Source organism: Sphingobacterium sp. JUb56 (assembly GCF_014191365.1).
In the GTDB taxonomy this organism is placed as follows: domain Bacteria; phylum Bacteroidota; class Bacteroidia; order Sphingobacteriales; family Sphingobacteriaceae; genus Sphingobacterium; species Sphingobacterium anhuiense.
The window spans coordinates 4,500,784-4,525,842 of record NZ_JACHWL010000001.1; the positions used below are offsets into that span (position 1 = coordinate 4,500,784).

The following is a 25,059-nucleotide window of genomic DNA, read 5'->3' on the forward strand; positions in this document are numbered from 1 at the left end:
CATAAAAATAAGAGGCCGGTTAATAAACCGGCCTCTTATTTTTATGTTAATCTTCCCGACTTCCATCATCAGCCATGCGCACAATCTTCGGAGAGAAACTCGCGATAATATCTACCAGATCTTCTTGCGCAGCCATCACCTCGTGAATATTTTTATAAGCCATTGGTGCTTCATCCAATCCGGCACCGATTAAAGTGATACCATTATCCGACAACATGGATTTTAGATCTTTACGGGCTATGGTTTTTATAGCTTTCGTACGACTCATCAAACGTCCAGCACCATGAGAAGCCGAATGAATTGCCTCCTCTTTTCCTTTCCCTCGTACTAAGAAACCTGGAGTTGCCATCGATCCAGGAATAATACCCAGCACCCCTTTCGCGGCAGGAGTTGCTCCCTTCCGATGCACAATCACCTCCTCGCCTTGGTGTAACTCCTTCCATGCAAAATTATGATGATTTTCGATCATCGCCAATCGCTCTGCACCTAATGCCCTACCGATTTTCTCATGTATTACCTCGTGGCAAGCCGAAGCATAATCACCAGCAAGATTCATCGCTAACCAATACTCTTGCCCTTCCGCAGTATCTAAACTCATATAAGCCAAATTCTGAGCTTCATAAGGTAAAGAACAAAGCTTTTTAGCCAATTTAGTATAATGATCGGCAATAGTTGCGCCCAATCCCCTAGATCCCGAGTGCGTCAATAAAGCCACATATCGACCTTTCTCAATACCAAGTGTACAATCTGTTTCTTTAAACTCCATGACCCCAAATTCAACAAAGTGATTTCCCCCACCAGAAGAGCCTAACTGCGTCCAAGCCTTATCCTTTAATTGACGAATAAAATCATTCGCTTCAAAAGCTTTATTCGCTAATACAGCGTGGTCAACACGTTCATGTTTTAAATAACCATGTCCAGCACCAAATTTGGTATTATCCATAATCACTTTCTTATATAAATCATGATGCAGATAAAGATGCTCTTCGGGTACATCAAAAATTGACAATGCCATTCGACAACCGATATCAACACCCACACCATAAGGAATGACAGCATGATGAGTAGCCAATACCCCACCAATTGGCAAACCATATCCTTGATGCGCATCGGGCATTAATGCTCCTGCAACTGCAACAGGAAGCTTCATCGCTAGATCCATCTGGCGCAATGCCCCCTCTTCAATCTGTGACTCACCATAAATAGTGTATTGTTGTTTCCCCTCCTTTAAAGAAATCGTAGCTTTAGCTACTTCATCAACATTTAAAAGTGCTGACGCTAGCGACTTGAATAGCCCATCCTCCAAATAGCTATCCGGAGTGGCCAATACTTCTGCAAACTTCAACAACATCTCTTCACGGGTAAACCCTAATCTCTTTTTATTAATTTTCAATGCTTCACCTAAAGCAAAATTCTCTTCATAGCCTAAAGCAATTAAGTCATTGCCATTTATTCTTTTATTTTCCATCATGATCTTACTCAAATCCATTGTACTGAAACCATTGCTTACAGATTGACAATCTTTCACATCGGTTATTCATTTCTCTTAAGCAAGGAACAGCACCTCTTTACCGCTGTCCCCTGCGCCTCTTTATTTATACCTCCGTTTTACGCTAAAATAAAACGATAACTCTATCATTTCACAAACAGCTGCTTCAGCTGATCCACAATCTGACCATTACCCGAAACCGAAATATTGTTTATTTTTTCTGCAATCTTCTCCACATATTCCATCTCTTTCAATTTAAACAACATCGCGTTATCTTCCATTAATTTCGCTGTATTCAACAAGCTTCTTGTAGAAGCAGTTTCTTCACGCCGCGTGATGATATTGGCTTGAGCTTTTTTTTCCGCGACCAGTACCTGATTCATTATCTCTCGGATATCTCCTGGCAAGATGATATCTTTAACACCGGCATGAAATACCTTGACACCCAGCAATTCAACCTGTGAAGCAGTCTCCTCTAGCACATGTGCGTTGATTGCAGATTTATTGTCCATCAGTTCATCCAAAGTCATTCGACCTATATAAGAACGTAATGCCAATTGCATCAACATATACAACTGCTTCTCAAAATCTTTGTTTTCAAGCATTGCTTTCAGTACATCCACAACTTGGTACTGTATCGAAAAATTAATCCTAATCTGCGCCTTGTCTTTAGTCAAAATCTCTTGACCAGCAATATCCATAGTCGTCAATCGTATATCTACTTTTGAAATACTGATGGATGTCGCATTTTTCCACCAGTAATATGTACCCGCTTCCAATATCTTTGAAAATGCTCCATTAAGAAATAGTAAACCTTTTTCCGAAGGCTCCAACTTAAACTGCCGTACGTAGTAAGCCAGCGTCTGCTTCTCCAACAGTTGCTTATGTACTGTCGTTCCTATTTCTATATCAGTAATATCCTCCTTTTGAAAATGATAGGTTAATAAACCCTTCCAGAAAACATGCCTGCCCGCTGCTAGTACCTGCTTATAGTTGTTGTTAACAAAAACCAGACAGATCTCATTATCGGAAACTTCCACCAATTCCACATGCTCCGAAAAACCTGCAAGCTGCATCAATACATCGACATCCAAGCTACCTGGAAAAGGCTTCGACAAATCATATAATTCCAGTTTTTCACCAAAACCTAGCCAGTATTTTCCAGCAGGCACTACGCGGATATAACGATTTTTTTTAACAACTAATCCCAATTGATTGATATCTATACTTACTCTTTTCATTTCTAATTTTATTTTTTATTATACTCTTCCCCAACACAAAACACTGTGTTTTATCAGAATATACTATTGTTCTAACATTTTCTCGCGATCAAAAAGATCATCCAATTATTTATAAACGCTTCGATTCCTGTTTATTGAATATGACCGGAATATAAAAGTGGGCTAAAAGAAAAATAAAATGATGACAGCTTATCCCTAAATAAAATACAGCCCATTCCTGTATTACTTTTAAGTATTCCACTATCCTCAACCCTATTGTTGCCTTTAGAACCTATTTTATACTACAAAGACCCCATTCAATTGTCTGCCCTTTTCACAAAAAGAGAAAACCAAACGAGAGACGAAGCGCTTATTAAGTGGAAACTTTTTTAAAGAAAGTTTAAACTTGAACATGGAACTTTCGTTCCTCCAACCGATGGACACACTTTTGAGATGTGCGTGGGATTCGAACCCACCTTTTTGTTGTACTCTACCCCCTGAGTTACTCCGTTCGAGACGGAGGTAGGATTCGAACCTACGACCCCAACATGAGACAATAGTAGTTTTTTAAGTCAGCATATTATTTTCAACTGAAATAATACTACCCTGCTATACAGAAACAGGAGACGAGGACTTTAAAATAATCCACTATGTCATACACCTTTTCAGGTATATATCTTAAAAGCTATTCGCTTAATTTCTCAAAGAACTATTTGTCTTGATCGACATTACAAATGTGCACACCTAATCACGCAACCTTACTGCGTAGCAAAAAATACTTTTAAAAAACAATACAAAAAATACATATATAACTGAAAATCAAATTTATAAATTTGAATATATATAAAAAAAATCTTAACAAAAAACTTCATGCGCAAATACATTGCGCAGTAAAAATGAATTTTGTACATTTAACTTTGTAAAATTTCATCAAAAAGAAGATGTCCACCAATAAACTTGCATTAATACGCTACAAAACCATAGACAGTTGTTTATGTCAACGTCATCGCAAATGGACGTTAGAAGATCTCATTGAAAAAGTATCCAATGCCCTTTACGAACTGGAAGGTATCCATAATGGGATAAGTAAAAGAACGATTCAAGGAGACATACAGCTTATGCGTAGCAATAAGTTAGGATATAATGCTCCAATCATTGTGACAGATCGGAAATTTTACAGCTATAGTGATCCAAAATATAGCATCAGTAATTCACCCATCACCTCCTTAGATATGAAGAAGATGAAAGAAGCCGTGGATTTACTCAAGCATCTTAATGGATTTTCTTATTTTGACGAGATGAGTGATATGATCTTACGTTTAGAAAATACACTCATTAAATCCGTAGGAATTCAAAAACCTGTCGTGCAAATGGAAAGTAATAAACTACTGAAAGGTTTGAACTGGATCAGTACCTTACATCATGCCATCCTCGAAGAAATACCTTTACTTATCACCTACAAATCATTTAAGTCGCTTGCACCAACGCAAGATGTTTATTACCCATACCTTTTAAAAGAATACCGAAATAGGTGGTTTTTAATCTGTAAACCAAAAAAAGGAAAATTATTACTCAACCTTGCCCTTGATCGTATTGTAGATATTGATGAAATGGCAAAAAATGGTTTCATAGCCTATGATGGAATTGATTTCGATCGTTACTTTGCCGATACAATCGGCGTAACAAAAAGCCACAAAGACCGAGGCCAAAAAGTAATTTTAAAAATTGACAGTTTCAATGCTCCTTATGTAGAGACCAAACCATTACACAGCTCTCAACAGATCATCTATAAAAATAATGATGGTAGTATCATGATTCGTCTTGATGTCGTTTTAAACTTTGAACTGGAACGAGAAATATTGGGCTTTGGCGAGAATATAGAGGTTATTGCTCCCCGTAATCTACGCGATCGGATCAAAAGAAGAGTTCATAAAAACATGCAACAGTATACCAAAGAAATAGAATAAATCCATTTAAATATGGATTTTCCTTTACCTTTGCCTTCATATAAAACGTACCCATGATCTACTTTCACATTCCATTCTGTAAGCAAGCCTGTCATTACTGTGACTTTCACTTCAGCACGTCACTGAAATATAAAGACGAAATGCTCAGCATGCTATACAAGGAAGTGGAACTTAGAGCTGATTATCTGGAAGACAAAAATATTCAGTCCATTTACTTTGGCGGTGGCACCCCCTCTATACTAGAAGCGGAAGATATCTCCAGACTGATTGACAAAGTATCGCAGCATTTCGAAATTGACACCAATGTTGAGATTACCTTAGAAGCTAATCCCGACGATCTTAAGCGAGAAAAAGTAGCGAAACTGCGGCAAACAGAAATCAATCGTTTTAGTATCGGCATTCAATCCTTTTTTGAAGAAGATCTAAGATGGATGAACCGGGCACACAATCAAGAAGAATCCGAATCCTGTATTATGCGGGTTCAAGATGCTGGATTCGAAAATATAACCTGCGACCTGATCTATGGCTTTCCATTATTAACCGATGAAAAGTGGAAAATGAATATGCAAAAGCTACTGGATTTTCAGATTCCGCATATCTCATCCTACTCGATGACTGTAGAAAAGAAAACAGCGCTCGATCATATGATCAAAACAGGAAAAGCAGCCGCAATAGATAGCGATCAAGCAGCGGATCAAATGTTGATGCTGATTGATCGATTAACAACTGCAGGGTTTGAACAATATGAAATTTCTAATTTTGCTAAAAATGGGATGTATGCAAAGCATAATACGAACTATTGGAAAGGAAAGCATTATTTAGGCATAGGTCCATCTGCACATTCATTTAATGGTACATCACGTTCATGGAATATCGCGAATAATGCCAAATATATACACGATATCTACCAAGGAGTACTTCCTTTGGAAACTGAAGAATTATCAGCCTTAGACCGTATCAATGAATATACGATGACCTCACTAAGGACGATGTGGGGTATTAATCTTACAATAGTGGAAGATAAATTCGGATCAGAGGTTAAAAAACAATTATTGAACAATGCTGAAGAGTTCATCTACAACAAGCAGTTAACTCAAGTTGAAAATCAGCTGACCCTTACAGATACAGGAAAACTCATGGCCGATCACATTATGTCAGAACTGTTTATTGTAGACTAAATGATCAAACTTGTATGATCAAAGTTCGATCATATTTCTCATAAACACCTTACTTCAATAATTTAGAAGAATAAAGATATTTCATAATAATTGCAGTAGCACCAGCATGCTGCTGCACAAAACATTTTGCTTGTTTCCCGGAATATTCTCTTTTTACACTATCCTGCAGACATGTAAACACTTTATACAGTTCTTCCCGATTTTGAATTGAAAACCCAGCGCCTTGCTCAATCAGATCCTTAGCCTCTTGAAATTTATGATATTTAGGACCAAATATAACGGGAATACCATAAGTAGCAGCCTCTAATGTATTATGAATACCAATTCCAAAGCCTCCGCCGATATAACTCATCTTTCCATAACCATATAGCGACGACAACATGCCAATATTATCGATAATCAGCACTTGAGCATGTGCTACTCTTTCATCAGCATACGAAACATATTTAGAGAATTGTAAAGCATCAGGAAATAACGCTAAAATTGCTCTTATATGAGTATCATGAATTTCATGTGGAGCCAATATCAGCTTCCACTTCGGAAATTTCAACATTAAATCTTTTAATAACTGCTCATCTTCTTGCCAAGTACTACCCGCAACCAAAACTGGATATTCTGCGACAAATTGCGTAACCTCATCGATCTGTTTTCTCTGCTTAGGCAATTCAACCACACGATCAAATCGCGTATCCCCTGTTAACCCAACATTTCTAAATCCATGCTCTTTCAATAAATGAACACTTTCTTCATTCTGCATGAAAAAATAAGTCACAGCACTCAATATCTCTCGAAAAAAACCGCCATAAGGCTGGAAGAAAATTTGATCAGGCCTGAAAATGGCAGAAATCATCAATAATGATATCTGTCTATTTTTCAGCTCAGAAAAATAATGATACCAATACTCATATTTTGTAAAAACTACAAACTCAGGATTAATTAAATCAATAAACAGTTTTGCATTTTTTGCTGTATCCTCAGGTAAATAAAAAACGTAATCTGCTAAATTTGTATTTTTACGAACTTCATATCCCGAGGGAGAATAAAAAGTAATAACAATTTTTTTTAAGGGGAAATCTTTTTTTATCCCTTCCAAAACAGCCCTTCCCTGCTCAAATTCACCCAAAGAAGCAAAATGAAACCAGATGTGATTTTGACCCGTTTCAACCGTTTGATTCATGCGTGCATACCAGTCCCTACGCCCCTCTACCCAAAGCTTTGCTTTCGGATGAAAAGGCGCTATTAAGCGTAATAAAAGCCCATAAAGATGGATTCCTAAAGAATAAAGAAGACGCATGTTCGTAAAATAATACTTATATTCGTCAAAGATATTAAACCCTTTTCTAATTGTTGGAAATAAGTAGAAAATAAGGCTGGGAAACGAATTTTAATAACCGAAGCGGTAAGATTAAAAAAACGATGACATATTATCGATAGGTATCAACTGAGCATTTAGATCACAAAGACTTTACATATTATAACTATAAACAATGAGCAAAATACTTGTAACAGGCGGAACAGGATATATTGGTTCGCATACAGTTGTTGAATTACATAATGCAGGCTATACACCGGTTATCGTTGACAACTTATCTAATTCTAGCATCAAAATGTTAGATCAAATTGAAAAAATCATCGGTATAAAGCCTGAGTTTCATCAGTTTGATCTATGTGATGACACCAAAGTTTTAGAATTTGTTAAAAACAATCCAGATATCAACGGTATCATTCATTTTGCAGCATCTAAAGCAGTAGGTGAGTCCGTTCAGAATCCATTAAAATATTATCACAACAACTTCTTCTCCCTAATCAATCTTTTAGAAGCTTATCGTGAAAAGCCGATAAACTTTGTCTTCTCTTCCAGTTGTACAGTTTATGGAGAACCTGATTACTTACCTGTTGACGAAGCTGCCCCAGTAAAAAAAGCAACTTCTCCATATGGTAACACCAAACAGATTGCAGAAGAAATATTAGAAGAAACTGCAAATGCATATGACAATTTTAATATTATTGCATTACGTTATTTCAATCCTGTAGGAGCACATGAGTCAGCATTAATTGGCGAATTACCATTAGGAGTTCCTCAAAATCTTCTTCCATTCATTACCCAAACAGCTATAGGAAAACGCGATAAATTGACTGTTTTTGGAAATGACTTCGATACAAAGGACGGTTTCTGTGTACGTGACTTTATCCATGTTGTAGATTTAGCAAAAGCACACGTTGCAGCAATCAAATTATTGGAAAAAGGAAATCCTAAAGGAAAGTACGATGTATTTAATGTAGGCACAGGAAATGGATATTCTGTTTTAGAAGCTATAAAAGCTTTTGAAGAAGCTTCAGGCCAAAAACTAAACTATGTCGTAGGACCACGTCGTGAAGGCGATATCGTCAAGGTATATGGCGATGTAACAAAATCAACCAATGAGTTAAATTGGAAAGCACAATTAGGCATCTTCGAAATGATGGATAGCGCTTGGAAGTGGGAGAAATACCTGCAGGAAAATCCAATCGATTAAAAAAATAAAAGGAGTTAACGTTTAGTGTTAACTCCTTTTATTTTTTATCCATAAACAGATATTTGACTTTGAAAGTGGAGATCACCTATGACAGCGCTACGATTTTAAATTCGAAGACAATACGGTGTAACGGTCTTCCCCTATTTTCTTCTTCAATCTCTGTTTAGCTTTCTTCACAGCATCCTCAGTCACGCCCAATAAATTAGATATCTCGTTATTTTTTAAGCCTAACTTACCTAAAAATATGAATCTCAGATTTGATTCAGTCAATTCTGGAAATTTTCTAAGGATATCATTGTAAAAAAGCGGATACTCCTTCACAAAAGCTTCCTTAAATAAACTCCATTTATCTTCAGTCATTAAATGGGATTCCAACAATGCTTGTAGTTGCCCCCTTTCATTCTCAATAACAGAAAACGAAGTTTGTTTTACAGTTTCTATTTCATCTTTCAAATTAGCGATATACTCATTCTTCTCTTTTAGATATATAGTAAAAGAAGATAAATTATTATTTGCTTCCATTAGCTTTTGGTCAGACAAATACTTTTCCATCTGCAGGCCTAATACACGCCTCTCATAGATAATTCTACGCACCTTCAGTTTTCTGTTAAAAAGAAAATACAAACTTATCGATAACGCCAATAATAATACAACAACAATACTGTACGCTCTCTTTTTAAACAATTCTTTCTCGAATTGTTCTTTGCCCAGTTCTATTCTATGAATATATTTCTGTTTATCCGCCAGCCATTTTAATTGTTGCAGTTTCTCATCACTATTCCACAGCTGTAAACTATCATTAATCTGAATCAGTCTCCTCCTGGCTAAAAGTTCGCTATGGTCATCCTGTCGCTTTACAGCAATTTGTAATCTAACTTCCGTAATCTCCTTTTCAGATTTTTTCAGATACACTTTTTGAGTAGCGTAATTACTCGCTCGCTTGATCGCGTTCTCAGCGAGGTCTAATTTACCCTGATCGACATATATTCGAGCCAATAAGATATAAGCGTACATGGTATTCTGATTACTACTATTGCGTTCAGAATAAACAAGGTCTTCCAATAATAAATCAACTGCTTTTCCGAAATCCCCTTTCCCCCGATAAATGAGTGCCTGATTACCAAGTGCCTTACCCAATCGAACTTCGTCACCATTAAATTTAGACAGTGACTCCACTTCTTTAAAATAACGAAATGCTGTTACAGTATCTGCCAATTTCAGATATGCCGTACCTAATGCATCAAGGATACTTCCCATTTCTCTTGATTGAGGTGCTGCATGTTTACGGGCAAGATTTAGATATTCCATATTAGCCTCAGCATCACCGATACTACCAAAAAAATAAGCCATATTACGTAGGGAAATATCAGGATTAGGAAGTTTTTTCAGAGATATCTGAGGCAGTAAGTCGCGTAGACCTAAGAAAACTGGAAATGCATCCGTATAATTATGCAAATCATACAGATAAAACCCATAATTGACTTTTGTCCAAAATTCAAGTTCTTTATCTTTGCTATTTTTTGCTTTTTTTATCGCAGTTAAATACAGATTTGTGCTTCTAGCATTGGCCGAATCATAAACATTGGCAAATCCTCTTGCAAGCATATTATCGTATGCAATGAGCAAGGACTCATCATCATATATCTTCGAATAAGAAATGATAGGCTTTAAAAAATTTTTTAAAGCAATAGTATCAGTCCCAAAATCCCTCTCTTGTTTGATTAAATATTCAATCCGACTCTTACTGGAAAACAAATCCTCAAGCTTAATAGAATCCGCAAAAGCCGTATTCGCAAAAACTAACGTACAGAAAAATATATTTAGCAGTTTCAAATCAATGGAAGATTATTAGGATGTAGGTATTTATCTACAAATATAAATAATTTTAGATGTAGTACGTCAAGAAGGTCTATTAAAATAATGTTATTAAAATTTTGATTTTATAGTAACATCAGGATGAACAATTAGCCAACCGCTTTTTAAGGTAGGGCATACATCGTCGTTACTAATTTTAAAAATCATTAATTTTCACCTATCTTTAAATCATGTCAATTCATCAAGATCCCGAATTAAAAAAAGCTGTACTTAACCTTCCCTTAAAGGAAAAAGACAAGTTATTACTCCGATTGATTAGTAAAGATAAAATGCTCATCAAACAACTACATTTTCAGCTTTTAGAAGATGAATCTGACTTAGAACAACGCATTGAACATCTGAGAAAACAGCTACAGAAACTTTTTGACATAGGTGAATCACAAGTGTACAATACGCCAAGTATGAGCAATTTCGTAGGATTAAGCAAATTGGTAAAACAAGCCAGCGGCATGGTTAACGAGCACGAAAAAATCACAAAAGATAAATTGAGTGAAGTAGAATTTCGTATTTACATTTTAGAAAGAGCCATCATGATGTACCCATCGTTATTTGGTTCATCTTACCAATCTGCCGCACATAAACTTCAAAAATATATAGCTGGCAGAATAAAACATGCTGTGTCAAAATATGAAAAAATTCATGAGGACCATCAGTTTGACTATAGAGAGCATTTCCAAGAAATACTTGATGCAGCAAATGCTACAGCATTAAAAGACTATATAAAAGTATTAAATGTAAATACAAACTTATAATACAGTTTTACAACACCGTCCAGTACCAATGACAATGAGACCTTACTAATTTTTTTGGTTATTTATAGCAGATAGCAAAAGCTTATTTTGTAACAACCCATCATTTTAACTAAATTCGCAATATTCCAAATTAGTGAACGCGTGGGAATTAAAGAAATTATAGAAAAATACGGTCAAAGTGAGTTGACACAAACTTTGACAAAAGCGATACAAGCTAAAAATCCAAAAGTCCATTTAAGAGGCCTTATCGGTTCATCTGATGCCGTTGTTGCAGTAGCGAGTTATACCCTACAAGAACGCCCCTACCTCTTTATCCTTCCAACACATGAAGATGCATCTTATTTCTTAAGTGATCTGGAAAGCCTTCTGGATAAACAGGTATTATTTTTTCCCGCCTCCTACCGTAAACCTTTTGATTTTACACAACTTGATGCAACACATGTTTTACAACGCGCAGAAACATTAAATGTACTAAATCATACTTCCGAATTACCAAAAATGGTTGTTACATACCCCGAAGCAATTGCTGAAAAGGTAATTAATAGAAGTGATCTGGAGAAAAACACGTTAGAAATAACCGAAAACACCAAATTAAGTATAGACTTTATCAATGAGTTTCTATTTGAATACGATTTCGACCGTGTAGATTTTGTTTACGAGCCTGGACAGTACGCCATTCGAGGGGGAATTGTCGATATATTCTCTTTTTCTAATGATCTTCCCTACCGAATAGAATTTTTTGGAGATGACATTGAGAGCATTCGAACATTTGAGATTGAATCCCAACTGTCTGTATCAAAAATTCATAAAGTAACCATCGTCCCCAATGTGCAGGCTAAATTCTTAAGTGCACAAAATATTTCCCTTTTGGAGTATATTGACAAAGATGCAGTTGTTTGGATAAAAGATGTTCAGTTCACATTGGATACGATAAAAGATGGAAATAAAAAAGCAACCGAGTTTTGGAATGCTTTATCAGAAAAAGAAAAGAAAGACAATTCAGAGTGGATAAATCCCGCTTATGGATTTTCTGACGAAAAAAATTTCAATGCACTCCTTTTCGATTTCCCAATCGTCGAATTCGGAAAACAATTCTTCTATAAAGCCGAAACGACAATCAAATTTGATATCCACCCACAACCCTCATTCAATAAAGATTTCAATCTGTTGATCCATAATTTCAAAGAGAATGAGAAAAATAAAATCGAAAATTTAATCTTCTCAGATTCGCCTAAACAAATAGAGCGGATATATAAAATCTTAGAAGATCTCGACAAAACAGTTACCTTTATTCCTGTCCATAAAGGATTCAGAGAAGGATTTAGGGACGATGATGTCAAATTAGCCTGCTATACAGATCATCAAATTTTTGATCGATATTATAAGTACAAGCGAAAAAAAGGTTATGAAAAAAGTCAGGCCATCACGTTAAAAGATCTGCGAGATCTTAAACCAGGTGATTATATTACCCATATCGACCATGGTGTCGGAAAGTATGCTGGACTTGAGAAAGTGGAAGTCAATGGCAAATCTCAGGAAATGATCCGATTGAGTTATGCTGACAATGACCTTCTGTACGTAAACATCAACTCCTTAAATCGGATTTCCAAGTATTCAGGAAAAGAAGGTTCTATTCCAAAAATGAATAAACTGGGAACAGATGTATGGGACAAGCTAAAGAAAACCACAAAGAAAAAAGTCAAGGACATTGCCCGAGACTTGATCATGCTCTATGCGAAACGTAAAGCACAGACCGGTACGGCCTTTAGTCCAGATTCTTATTTACAGAATGAACTGGAAGCTTCTTTTATTTATGAAGACACACCAGATCAAGAAAAAGCTACTGCAGATGTAAAACGTGATATGGAATCGCCACATCCGATGGACCGTCTAGTATGTGGTGATGTTGGTTTTGGAAAAACGGAAATTGCTATACGAGCAGCATTTAAAGCTGTTGCAGACAGCAAGCAGGTTGCAGTACTTGTACCAACAACGATTCTTGCACATCAGCATTACCGAACTTTTACTGAACGCCTCAAAGATCTACCGTGTACCATAGACTATATCAATAGATTTAAAACAGCAAAACAAATTAAAGAAACATTGGCAAAATTAGCTGAGGGGAAAATTGATATTATCATCGGTACTCATCGCCTAGTAAGTAAGGATGTTAAATTTAAAGATCTGGGCCTGATGATCATTGATGAAGAACAAAAATTTGGAGTCTCCGTTAAAGAAAAATTAAAACTATTACGTGCCAATGTCGATTCACTGACATTAACCGCAACCCCTATACCCCGTACATTACACTTTTCGCTGATGGGGGCGCGAGATTTGAGTTTAATCAACACGCCCCCCCCCAATCGTCAACCTGTTCAAACAGAATTGCATGTATTCAATGAAACACTGATACAGGAAGCAGTATCCTTTGAACTGGAACGCGGTGGACAAGTGTTCTTTATTCACAACCGTGTTGCCGATCTTAAGCAACTAGGTGCTATGATTCAAAAATTAGTCCCTAATGCACGGGTAGGTATCGCGCATGGACAGCTTGAAGGTGATGATCTCGAAGATGTTATGCTTAAGTTTATCAATCACGATTTTGATGTATTGGTTGCCACAACCATTATCGAAGCCGGATTGGATATTCCCAATGCCAATACCATCATCATTAACCATGCGCATATGTTTGGTCTAAGCGATCTTCATCAGATGCGTGGACGTGTAGGTCGCTCAAATAAAAAATCATTCTGTTACCTGCTAAGCCCTCCATTATCGACACTTACGCCAGAGGCTTATAAACGATTATCAGCAATCGAAGAGTTTTCAGAATTAGGGGCAGGATTTAATGTCGCTATGCGCGATCTTGATATTCGTGGCTCAGGAAATTTATTAGGTGGAGAACAATCTGGGTTTATTGCCGAAATTGGTTTTGAGATGTATCATAAAATTCTTGATGAAGCAATTCAGGAATTAAAAGAAGACGAATTCTCAAATGTCTTTGCCGATGATAAAGACCACAAATATGTCTCCTTTACGCAGATCGACACCGATATGGAAGTATTGATACCTGATGAATATGTAACCAATATCAGTGAGCGATATAACCTATATACGGAAATATCGAAACTCGAAAATGAAGACCAACTGACAGATTTTGCAGTATCATTAGAAGACCGATTCGGTCCGATACCACATGAAGTCTTTGAATTGTTTAATACTTTGCGCCTACAATGGTTTGGAAAGCAGATTGGATTTGAAAAAATATCCTACAAGAAAAACACCTTAAAAGGATATTTCGTTAACAACCCAAAATCAACTTATTTCGAATCGGATCAATTTGGAAGAGTACTTGCTTTTGTTCAGCAGCACCCAGAGATTAGTAATTTAAAAGAAATCAAAAAACAGCTTAGGCTGGCTTTAAGTAATGTGAATAGTATTAGTTATGCTTTAAAGCTTTTAAAAGAAATGGTATAATAGCATTTGTCATATGAGTACACGATTTAAAAAGGTTTCTATTTAATGATAGAAACCTTTTTTTAGATTATTGATTACAAAACAGATGTACCATCATCTGTTTTCACCTGTATTACGGTCAATTCCTTACCAAATTTCGCGAAATATTCTGGTGAGATCTTCTCGATAAGTGCGACAACAAAATCATTTTTCACAAGATTAATCGTGCAGCCACCAAAACCACCCCCCATTTGTCTTGCCCCCAGCACCTCAGGAAACTGTCTGATAAAATCCACCAAATAATCTGACTCAGCACAGCTCACTTCATATTCTTGACTCAAACCATGATGTGACTCCAATAGATTTTGTCCTAATGCTTTTAAATTACCAGCTTTCAGATGCTCACATGCCTCATGCACGCGTTCGCTTTCTTCAACGACAAAACGTGTTTTTGTATATACTTCAGCATCTCTATCTTTCACCATTTCATCCAACATCGAAACCGACACATCACGCATATTGACAACCTCAGGATATTTTTCCTTAACCCAATCAATAGCTTGCTTGCATTGTTCCACACGCTTGTTATACGCAGTATCTCCTAATGCATGTTTTACATTTGTATTCAGCAAAATGATTGTATAACCATCCAATATCAGAGGAACATATTCATATTCTAAAGAACGGCAATCGAGCTTTAATACCTGATCCTTTTTACCAAACGTTGAAGCAAACTGATCCATAATACCGCATTTTACTCCTGCATAAGTATGCTCGGCCAATTGTCCAATTTTTGGAATCTCCAAACGTGGAATATTTAACTCAAAAAGCTCACTTAAAGCTAAAGTCGTAGCACATTCTACAGAGGCAGAAGAAGATAGACCTGCTCCTAAGGGAACATCACCATCGATATAAAGATTAAATCCACCAACCAATAAACCCCTTTTCTGGATTTGATCAACAACCCCCAAGATATAGTTGGGCCAATGTAAATCTGTTGGTGCAATAGCATTTAAACTGATCTCGTAGACGGCCTTGTAATCTTCGGCATATAAAGAGATCAACTCATCATCTCTTTTAGATACAGCAATATATACCGCTTTATCGATAGCCGCTGGCAGCACAAACCCGTCATTATAATCGGTATGCTCTCCTATGATATTAATTCTACCTGGGGACCGTACAATAATAGGCTCAGCTTGAAAAATGGATGTAAATTTATTCTGTATAGATTCTTTAGTAATCATAAATTAAACGTTTTTATAATGAGTCGTTGAGCAGTTTCTTAATTGTTGAGCTGCAAATTCAGGCGTAATATCACGCTGTGGATTTGCCAGCATTTCATAACCTACCATAAATTTCTTAACGGTAGCAGAACGTAACAATGGTGGGTAAAAATGCATATGCCAGTGCCATTCCGGAAAGTCTCCACTATTCACCGGAGCTTGATGCATACCCGCAGAATAAGGAAATGATGTATTAAATAAGTTGTCGTAGCGTGTTGTCAACAATTTCAAAATTGAGGCCAGCTGTTCTTTCTCCTGATCTGTGAAAGCTAATATATTCTGTACAGGTCTTTTACTTACGATCATCGTCTCATACGGCCATGATGCCCAAAATGGAACTAACGCAACAAAACTGTCATTCTCTTCTATAATACGTTCATTTTTTCTCAATTCTGCTTGAACATATGCACTTAGCATGGTAACACCATGATTGTCAAAATATGTCTTTTGATTTTTCGACTCCTTCTGAAGTTCCACAGGAACATGATTTTGTGACCATATCTGACCATGTGGATGCGGGTTGCTACACCCCATTATAGCACCCTTATTTTCAAATATTTGAATATACTTTATCCACTCATGTTCAGCCAAAGCAGCAAACTCCTTTTGCCAAACATCTACTACCGCTTTGATTGCCGGAACTGACATTTCTGGAAGTGTCAGATCATGTCGTGGAGAAAAGGCGATAACTTTACAAATACCTTTTTCAGATTCCGCAATAAAAAGCTCATCTTCATTGATATCTGCCGTAGGCGTATCCTTCAAGAGTGCAGAAAAATCATTTACAAATACAAAACTCTCTTTATAATCGGGATTAACATCTCCATCAGCCCGTTCGTTCGTCGGACACAAATAACACTTCGGGTCGTATGATGGTCGTTGTTCTTGATTGTCATCTTCGACTTGTCCTTGCCATGGCCTTTTACTTCGATGTGGAGAAACGAGCACACGTTCACCAGTAAGTATATTCAACCGGGTATGAGGATCCGAATTAATTTCGAATGTTTGTTGCATGGTCTAATTTTTATTTCATAATTTTTGATCGTTAAAGATAGTAATTAGACTGTTAAAGAAAATGACAATGACAATAAAAAAAATAAGCACTCGATTGAGTGCTTATTTTTTTATTGTCATCAGCTAACATGTAGGAGAAGCATATTTAACTACCACATCCCTTATAAATGTTATTCTTTAATTATACGCGTGCTTTCGGATCATTCCCTTTTATAAGTTCAAAAATGGTGATCTCAGGCAATATTCCTACTCGACCCGGGTAACCTAAGAATCCATAGCCCACATTTACATAAAGTTGCTTATTGTTTTTTTCTTTATATAACCCGGCCCATTCTTTATACACATACTTTGCAGGACTCCATTGAACATTCTTAAGCCGAACACCAAACTGCATACCGTGTGTGTGCCCCGCGAACATGACGTCGATATCTGTATCTAGCACCTGAGCCCGCCAGTGCGAAGGATCGTGGGAAAGAAGTAATTTAACAGACTGTTCTTCTGTACCCAACAAAGCTTTTTGCAAATCGCCGTGCTTAGGGAATCGGCCGGTACCCCAGTTCTGTACACCAACAATAGCCAATTCTTCATTGTTAACTTTCAAAATCCGATTCTCATCATTCAAAAGATCCCAGCCCATTACTTTATGTGTCTCAATCAAGTCCTGAAGATTTTTTCTTTTGGCCGCTGAATCATCTTTCCCAAAATAATAATCACCATAATCATGATTTCCTAAACTTGAGAATACACCTAAATCAGCCTTTACCCTTGAAAATATATCTTGATAATCGCGCATTTCTGAAGCGACATTATTAACTAAATCACCAGTAAAAAAAATAGCGTCTGGTTTTTCATTCAGTAATAAGTCAACTCCACCATTTACGGCTTTTCTATTATAAAAAGAACCCGAATGCACATCAGAAATTTGTCCAATCTTCATCCCGTGAAAAGCTGCTGGCAAATTTGGCAAGTATAACTTTTGACGACGCACACGATAATCATACGCTCCCGAAATAATTCCCCAGCTTAAAGGCACCAATGGCGACGCACCAACCAAAATCCCCGCCTTTGTTAAGAAATCTGACCTTGTGATCCCTTTAACTGGCTCTTCAGCGATTGGCATTTCCAACACATTGACCGCTTGTTTGATCGTTTTTTTCGGGGTCAACAGTCTCGTTAGCCAAAGTCCTCCTCTCCTCAAATCATCCAGAATGAGAACAAAGAAAAAGAAGAATTTAGAAGCTGCTGTGAGAAAAAAAGCAACTAAAAAAACTGAACGAACTAGTAGTGGAATATTAAATTTAAAGGATATGATAACTCCTAGAGAAAGCAAAATTGAATAACCCCACCAAAGAATCCCAAAAGTTTTAGTCTTTGCAAACTTGATCTTTGTTGCCTTTAATGCAAAAAAGATATAAAAGTCCAATAGAAGAAGTACAATTACATTTACTATTAACATCGTATTTTTAAGTTAGTATTAAGCATTCAAAGCCAAGCGCTTCAATGCTTCAATCCACTTAGGATCACCGTTTAGACTTTCAACCAATTGAACCTCTTCACCTCCCAAATGCTTAAACTCATTAGCATATTCCACGCCAATTTCATCTATTGTTTCAATACAATCGGCAACAAATGCTGGACTAAATACCAATAATTTCTTCTTGCCTTTTTGTGCCAAGTCCTCTAATAAACTTGACGTATAAGGTTGAATCCAAGGTTCTTTGCCTAATCTCGATTGAAAACAGATGCTATATTGTTCCTTTTCAAGACCTAATTCTTGCGCAATTGCTCTTGTAGTTGCATGACATTGTGACAGATAACAAAAAGAATTGACCGTATTTTTACACGAATCACAACCATCTTCCGGACAACTTAACTGCCTGGTTGGATCAACTTTCCCCAATTGACGTACAGGAAGCCCGTGATAACTAAATACAATATGGTCAAAATGAGCAATATCATGCTGTCTTGCATGATCTGCAAAGGTTTCAATCATGAGTGGCTCTTGACAATAACTACTTACAAAACTCATATTCGGTAAATAATTCCATTTACGAATCAGTTCCATCACGCGGTCAATAACAGATCCACTGGTCGCAGATGCATATTGCGGAAATAAAGGAATAACACGAATCGAATCCAGAAGCATTCCCTCCATATTTTTCAAAGCATTTTCAATAGAAGGATTCTGGTAACGCATGGCCAATTCGACATGATAATCCTCCCCTAAAGACTTCTGCAAGAGATCACGCTGTATAATGCTGTAATGCATCAAAGGAGAACCTGTTTCCTTATCCCAGATTGTTTCATAAATTTTAGCAGACTTCGGAGCGCGCGTAGGAGCTATGATTCCCCTAACTAAAAGTGTTCTATTGATATATGGAATATCAATTACCCTTCCGTCCATTAAAAATTCTGTTAAATATTTTCTTACATCTGATGTGGCAGGACTATCCGGAGTCCCCAGTTGAACTAATAAAATTCCTTTGGTAGCTTTCTTACTCATTTGAAACAAAAGTATGAAAATTAGATCGTAGATATTGCTATCTACGACAATATGAAATATTTATGACGCGTAATTGTGAGGTTATATTGCTTCTAAGTAAGCTTTGACTTCTTTCATCAGCCACATAGGTGTTGAGGTCGCTCCACAAATACCCACACGATCGCCTTCTTTGAAAACTGTTACATCAATCTCTCCAACTTCTGAAACAAAATAAGTATCAGGATTTTCTTTTAAGCAAACTTCAAAAAGAACTTTACCATTGGAAGATTTTTTACCCGAAACAAAAACAATTTTGTCATACATCTTGGCGAAGTGTACCAGATCTTCGTAACGATTAGAAACTTGGCGACAAATTGTATCGTTTGCTTTTACTTCATAGCCTCTCTTAATCAACTCATCTTTGATCTGATAAAACTTATCTACACTCTTCGTCGTTTGGCTATAAAGTGTAAAGGATGCTGGCAAGTCGGCATCATCCAGCTCAGCAATATCCTGAAAAACTAAAGCTTCATCATTAGTTTGTCCCTGCAAACCAACAACCTCAGCATGGCCATGCTTCCCAAAGATGAGGATCTTCTCATCCTGATCAAAAGAAGTTTTAATTCTATTTTGCAACTTAAGAACAACGGGGCACGATGCATCAATTAGCGTAATATTATTCTCTAGAGCGATCTTATAAGTTTCTGGAGCTTCACCATGTGCACGGATAAGGACTTTTTCATGTTGTAAAGTGGGAAGAACATCATGAGCAATGATCCGCAAACCCTTTGCTTTTAGTCGAGCAACTTCTTCATCATTATGTACAATATCGCCTAGACAGTACAAATAACCATCTTCCTCAAGAATTTCCTCAGCCATGTCTATTGCATAGACTACACCAAAGCAAAAACCGGAATCCTTATCAATATCAACTGTTAGATTTAATGCCATAATAGTACAAAGTTAATCATTTCTAGACACGCAAAGAAAATACTTTTTATCAAAGAAAAAGTTACATAAAAATAGTCGTAATGATAATATAATATGCTTATCTTTCAGTTATTGGTGGAAATCATTACTTTTGCAAAAAAAATAACATTAATGGCAACTAACAGAACTTTTACGATGATCAAACCAGATGCAGTAGCAAATGGTCACATCGGCGCTATTTTGAATGATATTATTGCTGGTGGTTTCAAAATCGTAGCAATGAAATATATTCAATTGACTACAGAAACAGCGGGTGCTTTTTACGCAGTACACAGCGCGCGTCCTTTCTACGGAGAATTAGTAAACTTTATGACTTCAGGTCCTATTGTTGCTGTTATCTTGGAGAAAGAAAATGCAATTGAAGATTTCCGTACTTTAATCGGTGCTACTAACCCTGCTGAAGCTGCAGAAGGTACCATCCGTAACAAATATGCAAAATCTATCGATGCTAATGCGGTTCATGGTTCTGATTCAGATGAAAACGCTCAAATCGAAGGTGCATTTTTCTTTTCTCAATTCGAGAGATTTTAGTCTTAATCAAATCATATAAAAAAGGCTTGCAATAGTATTATTGCAAGCCTTTTTTATATCTAAAAATCTCGTTTCCCAAGATACTCATTCTCTTTAGCCGTCATCAACGTTTTATCTTCGGGTTTTTTATCATGGTATCCACATAAATGTAATACGCCATGCATAATCACGCGCTGTAACTCATCTCTACTATCAACTTTAAATTTAGCAGCATTTTCTGTAATACGCTCAACACTGATAAATATATCACCAGCAATCACATCATCATCTTCCGAGGAGTCAAAAGTAACAACATCTGTATAAGTATCATGATTCAAATACTGCTTATTAATTTCCAATAAATAAGCATCTGAACATAAGATAAAGCTTAGTTCACCAACACGCTTAAATCCTTCAGCCTTGATTGTATCCACAATCCACTGACGAATTTTTGCCTTTTCCTTTAATTTAAAATCAATATCTTCTACAAAGAATAGAATATCTTTTAATGCCATATTAAAATGCTTTAGTTTCCATATATGTCTGCAAGATCAAGGTTGCTGATATGGTATCCACAATACCCTTTTCTTGTCTTTTATTTTTTTTCTTACCGCTTTGAGCGATAACAGCAGCGGCCATTTTTGACGTAAACCGTTCGTCTATTTCAATAATAGGGATCAAAGGGTATGTTTTCTTTAACCGTCTTGCAAATCCTAAAATATGAATCGCAGACTCCGAATCCGTCCCGTCCATTTGCAAAGGCTTGCCCAATACAAACGTCTCCACCTGCTCTGTTTTAAAATAATCTTCTAAGAACTCCCAAATTTTATCCGGATGCACCGTCGTTAATGCTGTTGCAATTATTTGCATCGGATCTGTCACTGCAATACCGATCCTTTTTGTTCCATAATCAAAAGCCATTAATCTCATAACGATGCCTATCTTAAATATTTTGACAAAAATACGATTCTGTTTCTGTAAAATAGATTCCCTATTGATCAAAAAAAATCTATAAATTTGCTAGACTTTAAATTAAAATGAATGAAATACACCATATTAATTGGGCTTTTCTTAATTACTGTAAGTATAAAAGCAAATGCTCAAGATTACCAGGCGCTTATTCTAAAAGATCGCCAAGAAAAAGCTTTGAGTCTCTCCAAGTCAAAATTCGGTCCTTTACCGGCAGACCAGGTACAGTTTTTAGATTATTTCCCAGTAGATAAAGCATACCAAGTGACGGCGGACGTTACCTTATTAATAGGAGAAGAAACGTTCAAAATGCCCACTTACGATGGAACTAGCAACCCCTATAAACGTTATGCTATTTTAAATTTCACTTTAAACAATAAACCCTATCAACTGACAGTTTATCAAAGTGCGGCGCTATTTCAAAATCCACAATACAAAAACCACCTCTTTCTACCCTTTTTAGATTTAACAAACGGTCAGGAAAGCTATAGTGGTGGACGTTATATTGATTTATCAACGGAGGACATCATAAATGGCAAAGCAACTATAGATTTTAATACCGCTTACAACCCTTACTGTGCGTACAGCAATGGCTATCGCTGCCCTGTACCACCTCAAGAAAACATTTTAGAGACAAAGATTATGGCAGGAGAAAAAGCTTTTCATAAACAAAAAAACGAAAGACCAGTAGATATTCAGGCAGGACAAAATTTTAGCGCAGATGATCTTAAGATCATCAATAATGGTACAGAAACAGAAAAATTACGTGTGCTACAAATTACAAATGAGAAAGATCTGACTGTATTAACGACCACTTCTGTTGACCTTAAATTTGATGACCCATCGATCGCAATCTTAGAAAAAAGAATGTTTAGCACAGTTCAAGATCCAGAGCATGCTGGCGTTGGCATCGCGGCCCCGCAAATAGGAATAAATAAAAACTTAATTGTTGTACAACGATTTGATAAAGTAGGTGAACCTTTTGAAAGTTACATTAACCCTAAAATTATTTGGCGATCAAAATTCATCAGAAAGGGAGTTGAAGGATGCTTATCAATACCTGATCGTCGGGAAGAGGTACTTCGCAGTAATACCATCCGCTTACAATATATTAGTAAAGAAGGCAAAATAAAGGAGGAAAATATTGAGGGGTTTACTGCCGTTATTTTTCAGCATGAAGTAGATCATTTATATGGAATACTTTACCCAGACCGTGTGGAAGAGGCTCAAAAAGAAGAATTTGAACCCCTAAGTGATAAAATGCAGTTTTATATTAAGCCAAATACGTTACGCCCTTAATAAAAAAATGGATCGCTATGGATCTTATTAAAAATATCCATAGCGATCCATTGTTACTTGAGCATCACCGATTGGCATACAATCATAAATTTCTCCTTTACCATCGAGATCTGCTTGATAAAAGAAAAATATTTTGCAAAATGAATTAATTCAATAGCTATGACTTATTATCCCTAGCTATTAATTCAAACGATCAAAGTCCTGTTAGAAAAGGCAATGACCCTATAGCAACAAATACATTTCCTACCACCTGTATTTGGTAAATCGTAAACAAATGACCTCCCTTCATGGCAGTTGAAACAACTTACTATCTAATAAGGATCATCTTATAATTTCCTTAAGTTTTTATAGTGTGATAATAGGGGGTTTGTAGAGGGTTCATAGAGGTAAAGCTCTATAAATCCTCTACAAACCCTGCCTTTAGGCTATTAAATATTCCTACTAAAATCTAACAAGATTCAAAGGTGTCTCTCATAAGATTCCCAGCAAATCTATATGTCTATCTAAGGGAGGTAATGCGTCCAAAACTTAAGATAAAAAAAAAGAGCATAAAATCTATTTATGCTCTTTTTTTCAATCTTCATCGCATCAAAGCTACTGATTGAAAATAGATATTTTTTAATGTGACAAGGTAGGTAGCTTAACGGGCGATCATCTTGATTTCAAATAAAGTATTCCAAAGTTTTCCAGTGACAAACAATCTTTTACCTGCTTGATCATAGGCGATACCATTCAACTCATTATCGTATTGTGCATGCTGATAGATCCCAACTAAATTAATTCGACCTTCTACGATTCCAGTTTCAGGATTTATAATAGCAATAATATCCTTTTCATATACATTCGCATACACTTTACCATCAATATACTCCAGTTCATTTAGAAAATTCACCTGACCATTTTCGTCATAAACATCAACAGAACTCATTTCTTGCTGTGTATTCGGATCTAAAAAATATAATTTATTGGATCCATCAGACTTAATTAATCTTTTGCCATCGTAGGTTAAGCCCCAACCTTCTTTACTATCCTTATAAGGAAAAGTTTTCTCCAGTTCAAAACTTGATTTATTAAGAACAAAACCTTCCATATTTTTCCATGTCAACATCACGATTTTATCTCCCATGATGGTCATTCCTTCACCAAAATATTTTTCTGAATCAAACTCTTTTTTCTGTAGCACTTTACCCGTTTTTAAGTCAACGCGTCTCAAGGAGGTAAGTGTACCTCCGCCACTACCTGTTGACTCATACAAAAACCCATTTTCATATTGTAACCCTTGGGTAAATGCTGTCGTATCATGTGGAAATTTATTGACAATTTCGAACCCATATTCTTTTGGAGCTGGTGGTACAATAGTGATGTATGCGTTTGCACTATCAATACTTGTTCCTTGATATACCTTTGCAGAAATATTGCGTGTACCCAAGGCTAAGTTCTTACTGTCTACCTGCACTGCAGAAGTATCTTTTCCAGAAGCAACCATCTTATCATCGATATAATATACAACCGAGTCCAGATCAGGTGAATTAAATTTGAGCTGAAATTGAATTGGATCACCTAGCTGAATTGATTGGCTAGCATCGGGTTTAGCAAACTCCAGTTTACCTGACTTCTTCGTTTTACAGGCACTTAAACCAAGTACTAAACCTAAGAGGATATAGGTTGTTTTTTTCATATTAAATCTACTTTTATTCATTCCAAAACGCATCTTTGATGTGTTCTAATTGTATGTTATCTTTATCTGTGATGAGAACTGATATAATGTCAAAGCGAATTTCTCCAGTCACATCATATTTTTTCAAATATACATCTGCAGCTCTTGTCAATTTTCGTTTCTTCTGCCAGTCAACAAACTCAAACGGTTCTCCGTAATCAAGCTTACGACGAGTTTTTACCTCAACAAAAACTAAAATACCGGCATCTCTGACTATCAAATCTACTTCTAAATTCTTATATCGCCAATTTCTTAACAAAATTTCACACCCTAAATCCTGCAGAAATTTTTCCGCATAAGACTCTCCTAATTTGCCGAATTCAAGATGCTTGGCCATAC

General features: G+C 36.4%; 20 protein-coding genes. 7 read left to right on the plus strand and 13 right to left on the minus strand.

Annotation, left to right across the window (positions count from 1 at the left end):
• Nucleotides 1–46: 46 nt before the first annotated feature.
• Both FHR29_RS19195 and FHR29_RS19200 read right to left on the minus strand, forming a co-directional pair.
• Nucleotides 47–1,468, minus strand: coding sequence for an RtcB family protein (locus FHR29_RS19195; protein WP_221197894.1), 1,422 nt, complete (start codon nucleotides 1,466–1,468; stop codon nucleotides 47–49).
• A 167-nt stretch (nucleotides 1,469–1,635) separates the two neighbouring features.
• Nucleotides 1,636–2,730, minus strand: a complete 1,095-nt coding sequence (locus tag FHR29_RS19200) for a slipin family protein (RefSeq protein WP_021187999.1) — start codon at nucleotides 2,728–2,730, stop codon at nucleotides 1,636–1,638.
• A 920-nt stretch (nucleotides 2,731–3,650) separates the two neighbouring features.
• Between FHR29_RS19200 and FHR29_RS19205 the strand changes: the two genes are divergently transcribed.
• Nucleotides 3,651–4,676 carry a YafY family protein gene (locus FHR29_RS19205; protein ID WP_183916317.1) on the plus strand — a complete coding sequence of 342 codons (1,026 nt, stop codon included), beginning with the start codon at nucleotides 3,651–3,653 and terminating at the stop codon, nucleotides 4,674–4,676.
• 53 nt (nucleotides 4,677–4,729) lie between these two features.
• A complete protein-coding gene (gene hemW / locus FHR29_RS19210) occupies nucleotides 4,730–5,854 on the plus strand; it encodes a radical SAM family heme chaperone HemW (protein ID WP_183916319.1) in 1,125 nt (374 codons plus the stop codon).
• A gap of 49 nt (nucleotides 5,855–5,903) precedes the next feature.
• Here hemW and FHR29_RS19215 read toward each other — a convergent pair whose 3' ends face one another.
• Nucleotides 5,904–7,148, minus strand: a complete 1,245-nt coding sequence (locus FHR29_RS19215) for a 3-deoxy-D-manno-octulosonic acid transferase (protein ID WP_132771602.1) — start codon at nucleotides 7,146–7,148, stop codon at nucleotides 5,904–5,906.
• A 193-nt stretch (nucleotides 7,149–7,341) separates the two neighbouring features.
• Between FHR29_RS19215 and galE the strand changes: the two genes are divergently transcribed.
• Nucleotides 7,342–8,370, plus strand: coding sequence for a UDP-glucose 4-epimerase GalE (gene galE, locus FHR29_RS19220; protein ID WP_021187996.1), 1,029 nt, complete (start codon nucleotides 7,342–7,344; stop codon nucleotides 8,368–8,370).
• 96 nt (nucleotides 8,371–8,466) lie between these two features.
• On the opposite strand, the gene FHR29_RS19225 is transcribed toward galE, so the two are convergent.
• Entirely contained in the window at nucleotides 8,467–10,203 is a 1,737-nt protein-coding gene (locus tag FHR29_RS19225; protein ID WP_183916320.1) for a hypothetical protein, read from the minus strand.
• A gap of 212 nt (nucleotides 10,204–10,415) precedes the next feature.
• On the opposite strand from FHR29_RS19225, the gene FHR29_RS19230 reads away from it, so the two are divergent.
• Together FHR29_RS19230 and mfd are read left to right on the plus strand one after the other, a co-directional pair.
• Entirely contained in the window at nucleotides 10,416–10,997 is a 582-nt protein-coding gene (locus FHR29_RS19230) for a hypothetical protein (protein ID WP_021187994.1), read from the plus strand.
• Between the two features lie 141 nt (nucleotides 10,998–11,138).
• Nucleotides 11,139–14,474, plus strand: coding sequence for a transcription-repair coupling factor (mfd, locus tag FHR29_RS19235; RefSeq protein WP_183916322.1), 3,336 nt, complete (start codon nucleotides 11,139–11,141; stop codon nucleotides 14,472–14,474).
• Between the two features lie 74 nt (nucleotides 14,475–14,548).
• Here the strand turns inward: mfd and galK are convergent, their stop codons facing one another.
• The 5 genes from galK to FHR29_RS19260 all read right to left on the minus strand — a co-directional run bounded on the left by galK (nucleotide 14,549) and on the right by FHR29_RS19260 (nucleotide 20,186).
• Complete coding sequence (gene galK, locus FHR29_RS19240) at nucleotides 14,549–15,700, minus strand: galactokinase (protein WP_221197866.1); 1,152 nt, start codon at nucleotides 15,698–15,700, stop codon at nucleotides 14,549–14,551.
• A gap of 3 nt (nucleotides 15,701–15,703) precedes the next feature.
• Complete coding sequence (locus FHR29_RS19245; RefSeq protein ID WP_183916324.1) at nucleotides 15,704–16,753, minus strand: UDP-glucose--hexose-1-phosphate uridylyltransferase; 1,050 nt, start codon at nucleotides 16,751–16,753, stop codon at nucleotides 15,704–15,706.
• A gap of 181 nt (nucleotides 16,754–16,934) precedes the next feature.
• Nucleotides 16,935–18,209, minus strand: a complete 1,275-nt coding sequence (locus tag FHR29_RS19250) for a metallophosphoesterase (protein ID WP_183916326.1) — start codon at nucleotides 18,207–18,209, stop codon at nucleotides 16,935–16,937.
• A gap of 18 nt (nucleotides 18,210–18,227) precedes the next feature.
• Nucleotides 18,228–19,256: a ferrochelatase gene (gene hemH, locus FHR29_RS19255; protein WP_021187991.1), complete on the minus strand. Its 1,029-nt coding sequence runs from the start codon at nucleotides 19,254–19,256 to the stop codon at nucleotides 18,228–18,230.
• 81 nt (nucleotides 19,257–19,337) lie between these two features.
• Nucleotides 19,338–20,186 (minus strand): 4-hydroxy-3-methylbut-2-enyl diphosphate reductase, encoded by an 849-nt coding sequence (locus tag FHR29_RS19260; protein WP_168127916.1) that lies wholly within the window; start codon nucleotides 20,184–20,186, stop codon nucleotides 19,338–19,340.
• 150 nt (nucleotides 20,187–20,336) lie between these two features.
• Between FHR29_RS19260 and FHR29_RS19265 the strand changes: the two genes are divergently transcribed.
• Nucleotides 20,337–20,756 carry a nucleoside-diphosphate kinase gene (locus tag FHR29_RS19265; protein ID WP_132771610.1) on the plus strand — a complete coding sequence of 140 codons (420 nt, stop codon included), beginning with the start codon at nucleotides 20,337–20,339 and terminating at the stop codon, nucleotides 20,754–20,756.
• Nucleotides 20,757–20,815: 59 nt separating this feature from the next.
• On the opposite strand, the gene ybeY is transcribed toward FHR29_RS19265, so the two are convergent.
• A complete protein-coding gene (gene ybeY, locus FHR29_RS19270) occupies nucleotides 20,816–21,250 on the minus strand; it encodes an rRNA maturation RNase YbeY (RefSeq protein WP_021187988.1) in 435 nt (144 codons plus the stop codon).
• A gap of 1 nt (nucleotide 21,251) precedes the next feature.
• The gene (gene ruvX, locus FHR29_RS19275) at nucleotides 21,252–21,665 is read right to left on the minus strand and encodes a Holliday junction resolvase RuvX (RefSeq protein ID WP_132771612.1); all 414 of its coding nucleotides are present in this window, start codon (nucleotides 21,663–21,665) and stop codon (nucleotides 21,252–21,254) included.
• A 111-nt stretch (nucleotides 21,666–21,776) separates the two neighbouring features.
• Here ruvX and def point away from each other — a divergent pair, with 111 nt between their 5' ends.
• Entirely contained in the window at nucleotides 21,777–23,003 is a 1,227-nt protein-coding gene (def, locus tag FHR29_RS19280; protein ID WP_165902449.1) for a peptide deformylase, read from the plus strand.
• A 640-nt stretch (nucleotides 23,004–23,643) separates the two neighbouring features.
• On the opposite strand, the gene FHR29_RS19285 is transcribed toward def, so the two are convergent.
• Both FHR29_RS19285 and FHR29_RS19290 read right to left on the minus strand, forming a co-directional pair.
• The gene (locus FHR29_RS19285) at nucleotides 23,644–24,681 is read right to left on the minus strand and encodes a glutaminyl-peptide cyclotransferase (protein ID WP_183916328.1); all 1,038 of its coding nucleotides are present in this window, start codon (nucleotides 24,679–24,681) and stop codon (nucleotides 23,644–23,646) included.
• A gap of 13 nt (nucleotides 24,682–24,694) precedes the next feature.
• Nucleotides 24,695–25,057 (minus strand): YraN family protein, encoded by a 363-nt coding sequence (locus FHR29_RS19290; protein WP_132771615.1) that lies wholly within the window; start codon nucleotides 25,055–25,057, stop codon nucleotides 24,695–24,697.
• Nucleotides 25,058–25,059: the final 2 nt, after the last annotated feature.

What these genes read in the sequence shown, in the direction of transcription:
- FHR29_RS19285 (WP_183916328.1), bottom strand. Translation starts at nt 24,681, where the DNA reads ATGAAAAAAACAACCTATATCCTCTTAGGTTTAGTACTTGGTTTAAGT.
- galE (WP_021187996.1), top strand. Translation starts at nt 7,342, where the DNA reads ATGAGCAAAATACTTGTAACAGGCGGAACAGGATATATTGGTTCGCAT.
- FHR29_RS19195 (WP_221197894.1), bottom strand. Translation starts at nt 1,468, where the DNA reads ATGGAAAATAAAAGAATAAATGGCAATGACTTAATTGCTTTAGGCTAT.
- FHR29_RS19230 (WP_021187994.1), top strand. Translation starts at nt 10,416, where the DNA reads ATGTCAATTCATCAAGATCCCGAATTAAAAAAAGCTGTACTTAACCTT.
- FHR29_RS19290 (WP_132771615.1), bottom strand. Translation starts at nt 25,057, where the DNA reads ATGGCCAAGCATCTTGAATTCGGCAAATTAGGAGAGTCTTATGCGGAA.
- galK (WP_221197866.1), bottom strand. Translation starts at nt 15,700, where the DNA reads ATGATTACTAAAGAATCTATACAGAATAAATTTACATCCATTTTTCAA.
- FHR29_RS19200 (WP_021187999.1), bottom strand. Translation starts at nt 2,730, where the DNA reads ATGAAAAGAGTAAGTATAGATATCAATCAATTGGGATTAGTTGTTAAA.
- FHR29_RS19250 (WP_183916326.1), bottom strand. Translation starts at nt 18,209, where the DNA reads ATGTTAATAGTAAATGTAATTGTACTTCTTCTATTGGACTTTTATATC.
- FHR29_RS19245 (WP_183916324.1), bottom strand. Translation starts at nt 16,753, where the DNA reads ATGCAACAAACATTCGAAATTAATTCGGATCCTCATACCCGGTTGAAT.
- ruvX (WP_132771612.1), bottom strand. Translation starts at nt 21,665, where the DNA reads ATGAGATTAATGGCTTTTGATTATGGAACAAAAAGGATCGGTATTGCA.
- FHR29_RS19205 (WP_183916317.1), top strand. Translation starts at nt 3,651, where the DNA reads ATGTCCACCAATAAACTTGCATTAATACGCTACAAAACCATAGACAGT.
- hemW (WP_183916319.1), top strand. Translation starts at nt 4,730, where the DNA reads ATGATCTACTTTCACATTCCATTCTGTAAGCAAGCCTGTCATTACTGT.
- FHR29_RS19215 (WP_132771602.1), bottom strand. Translation starts at nt 7,148, where the DNA reads ATGCGTCTTCTTTATTCTTTAGGAATCCATCTTTATGGGCTTTTATTA.
- def (WP_165902449.1), top strand. Translation starts at nt 21,777, where the DNA reads ATGAAATACACCATATTAATTGGGCTTTTCTTAATTACTGTAAGTATA.
- hemH (WP_021187991.1), bottom strand. Translation starts at nt 19,256, where the DNA reads ATGAGTAAGAAAGCTACCAAAGGAATTTTATTAGTTCAACTGGGGACT.
- FHR29_RS19260 (WP_168127916.1), bottom strand. Translation starts at nt 20,186, where the DNA reads ATGGCATTAAATCTAACAGTTGATATTGATAAGGATTCCGGTTTTTGC.
- FHR29_RS19265 (WP_132771610.1), top strand. Translation starts at nt 20,337, where the DNA reads ATGGCAACTAACAGAACTTTTACGATGATCAAACCAGATGCAGTAGCA.
- ybeY (WP_021187988.1), bottom strand. Translation starts at nt 21,250, where the DNA reads ATGGCATTAAAAGATATTCTATTCTTTGTAGAAGATATTGATTTTAAA.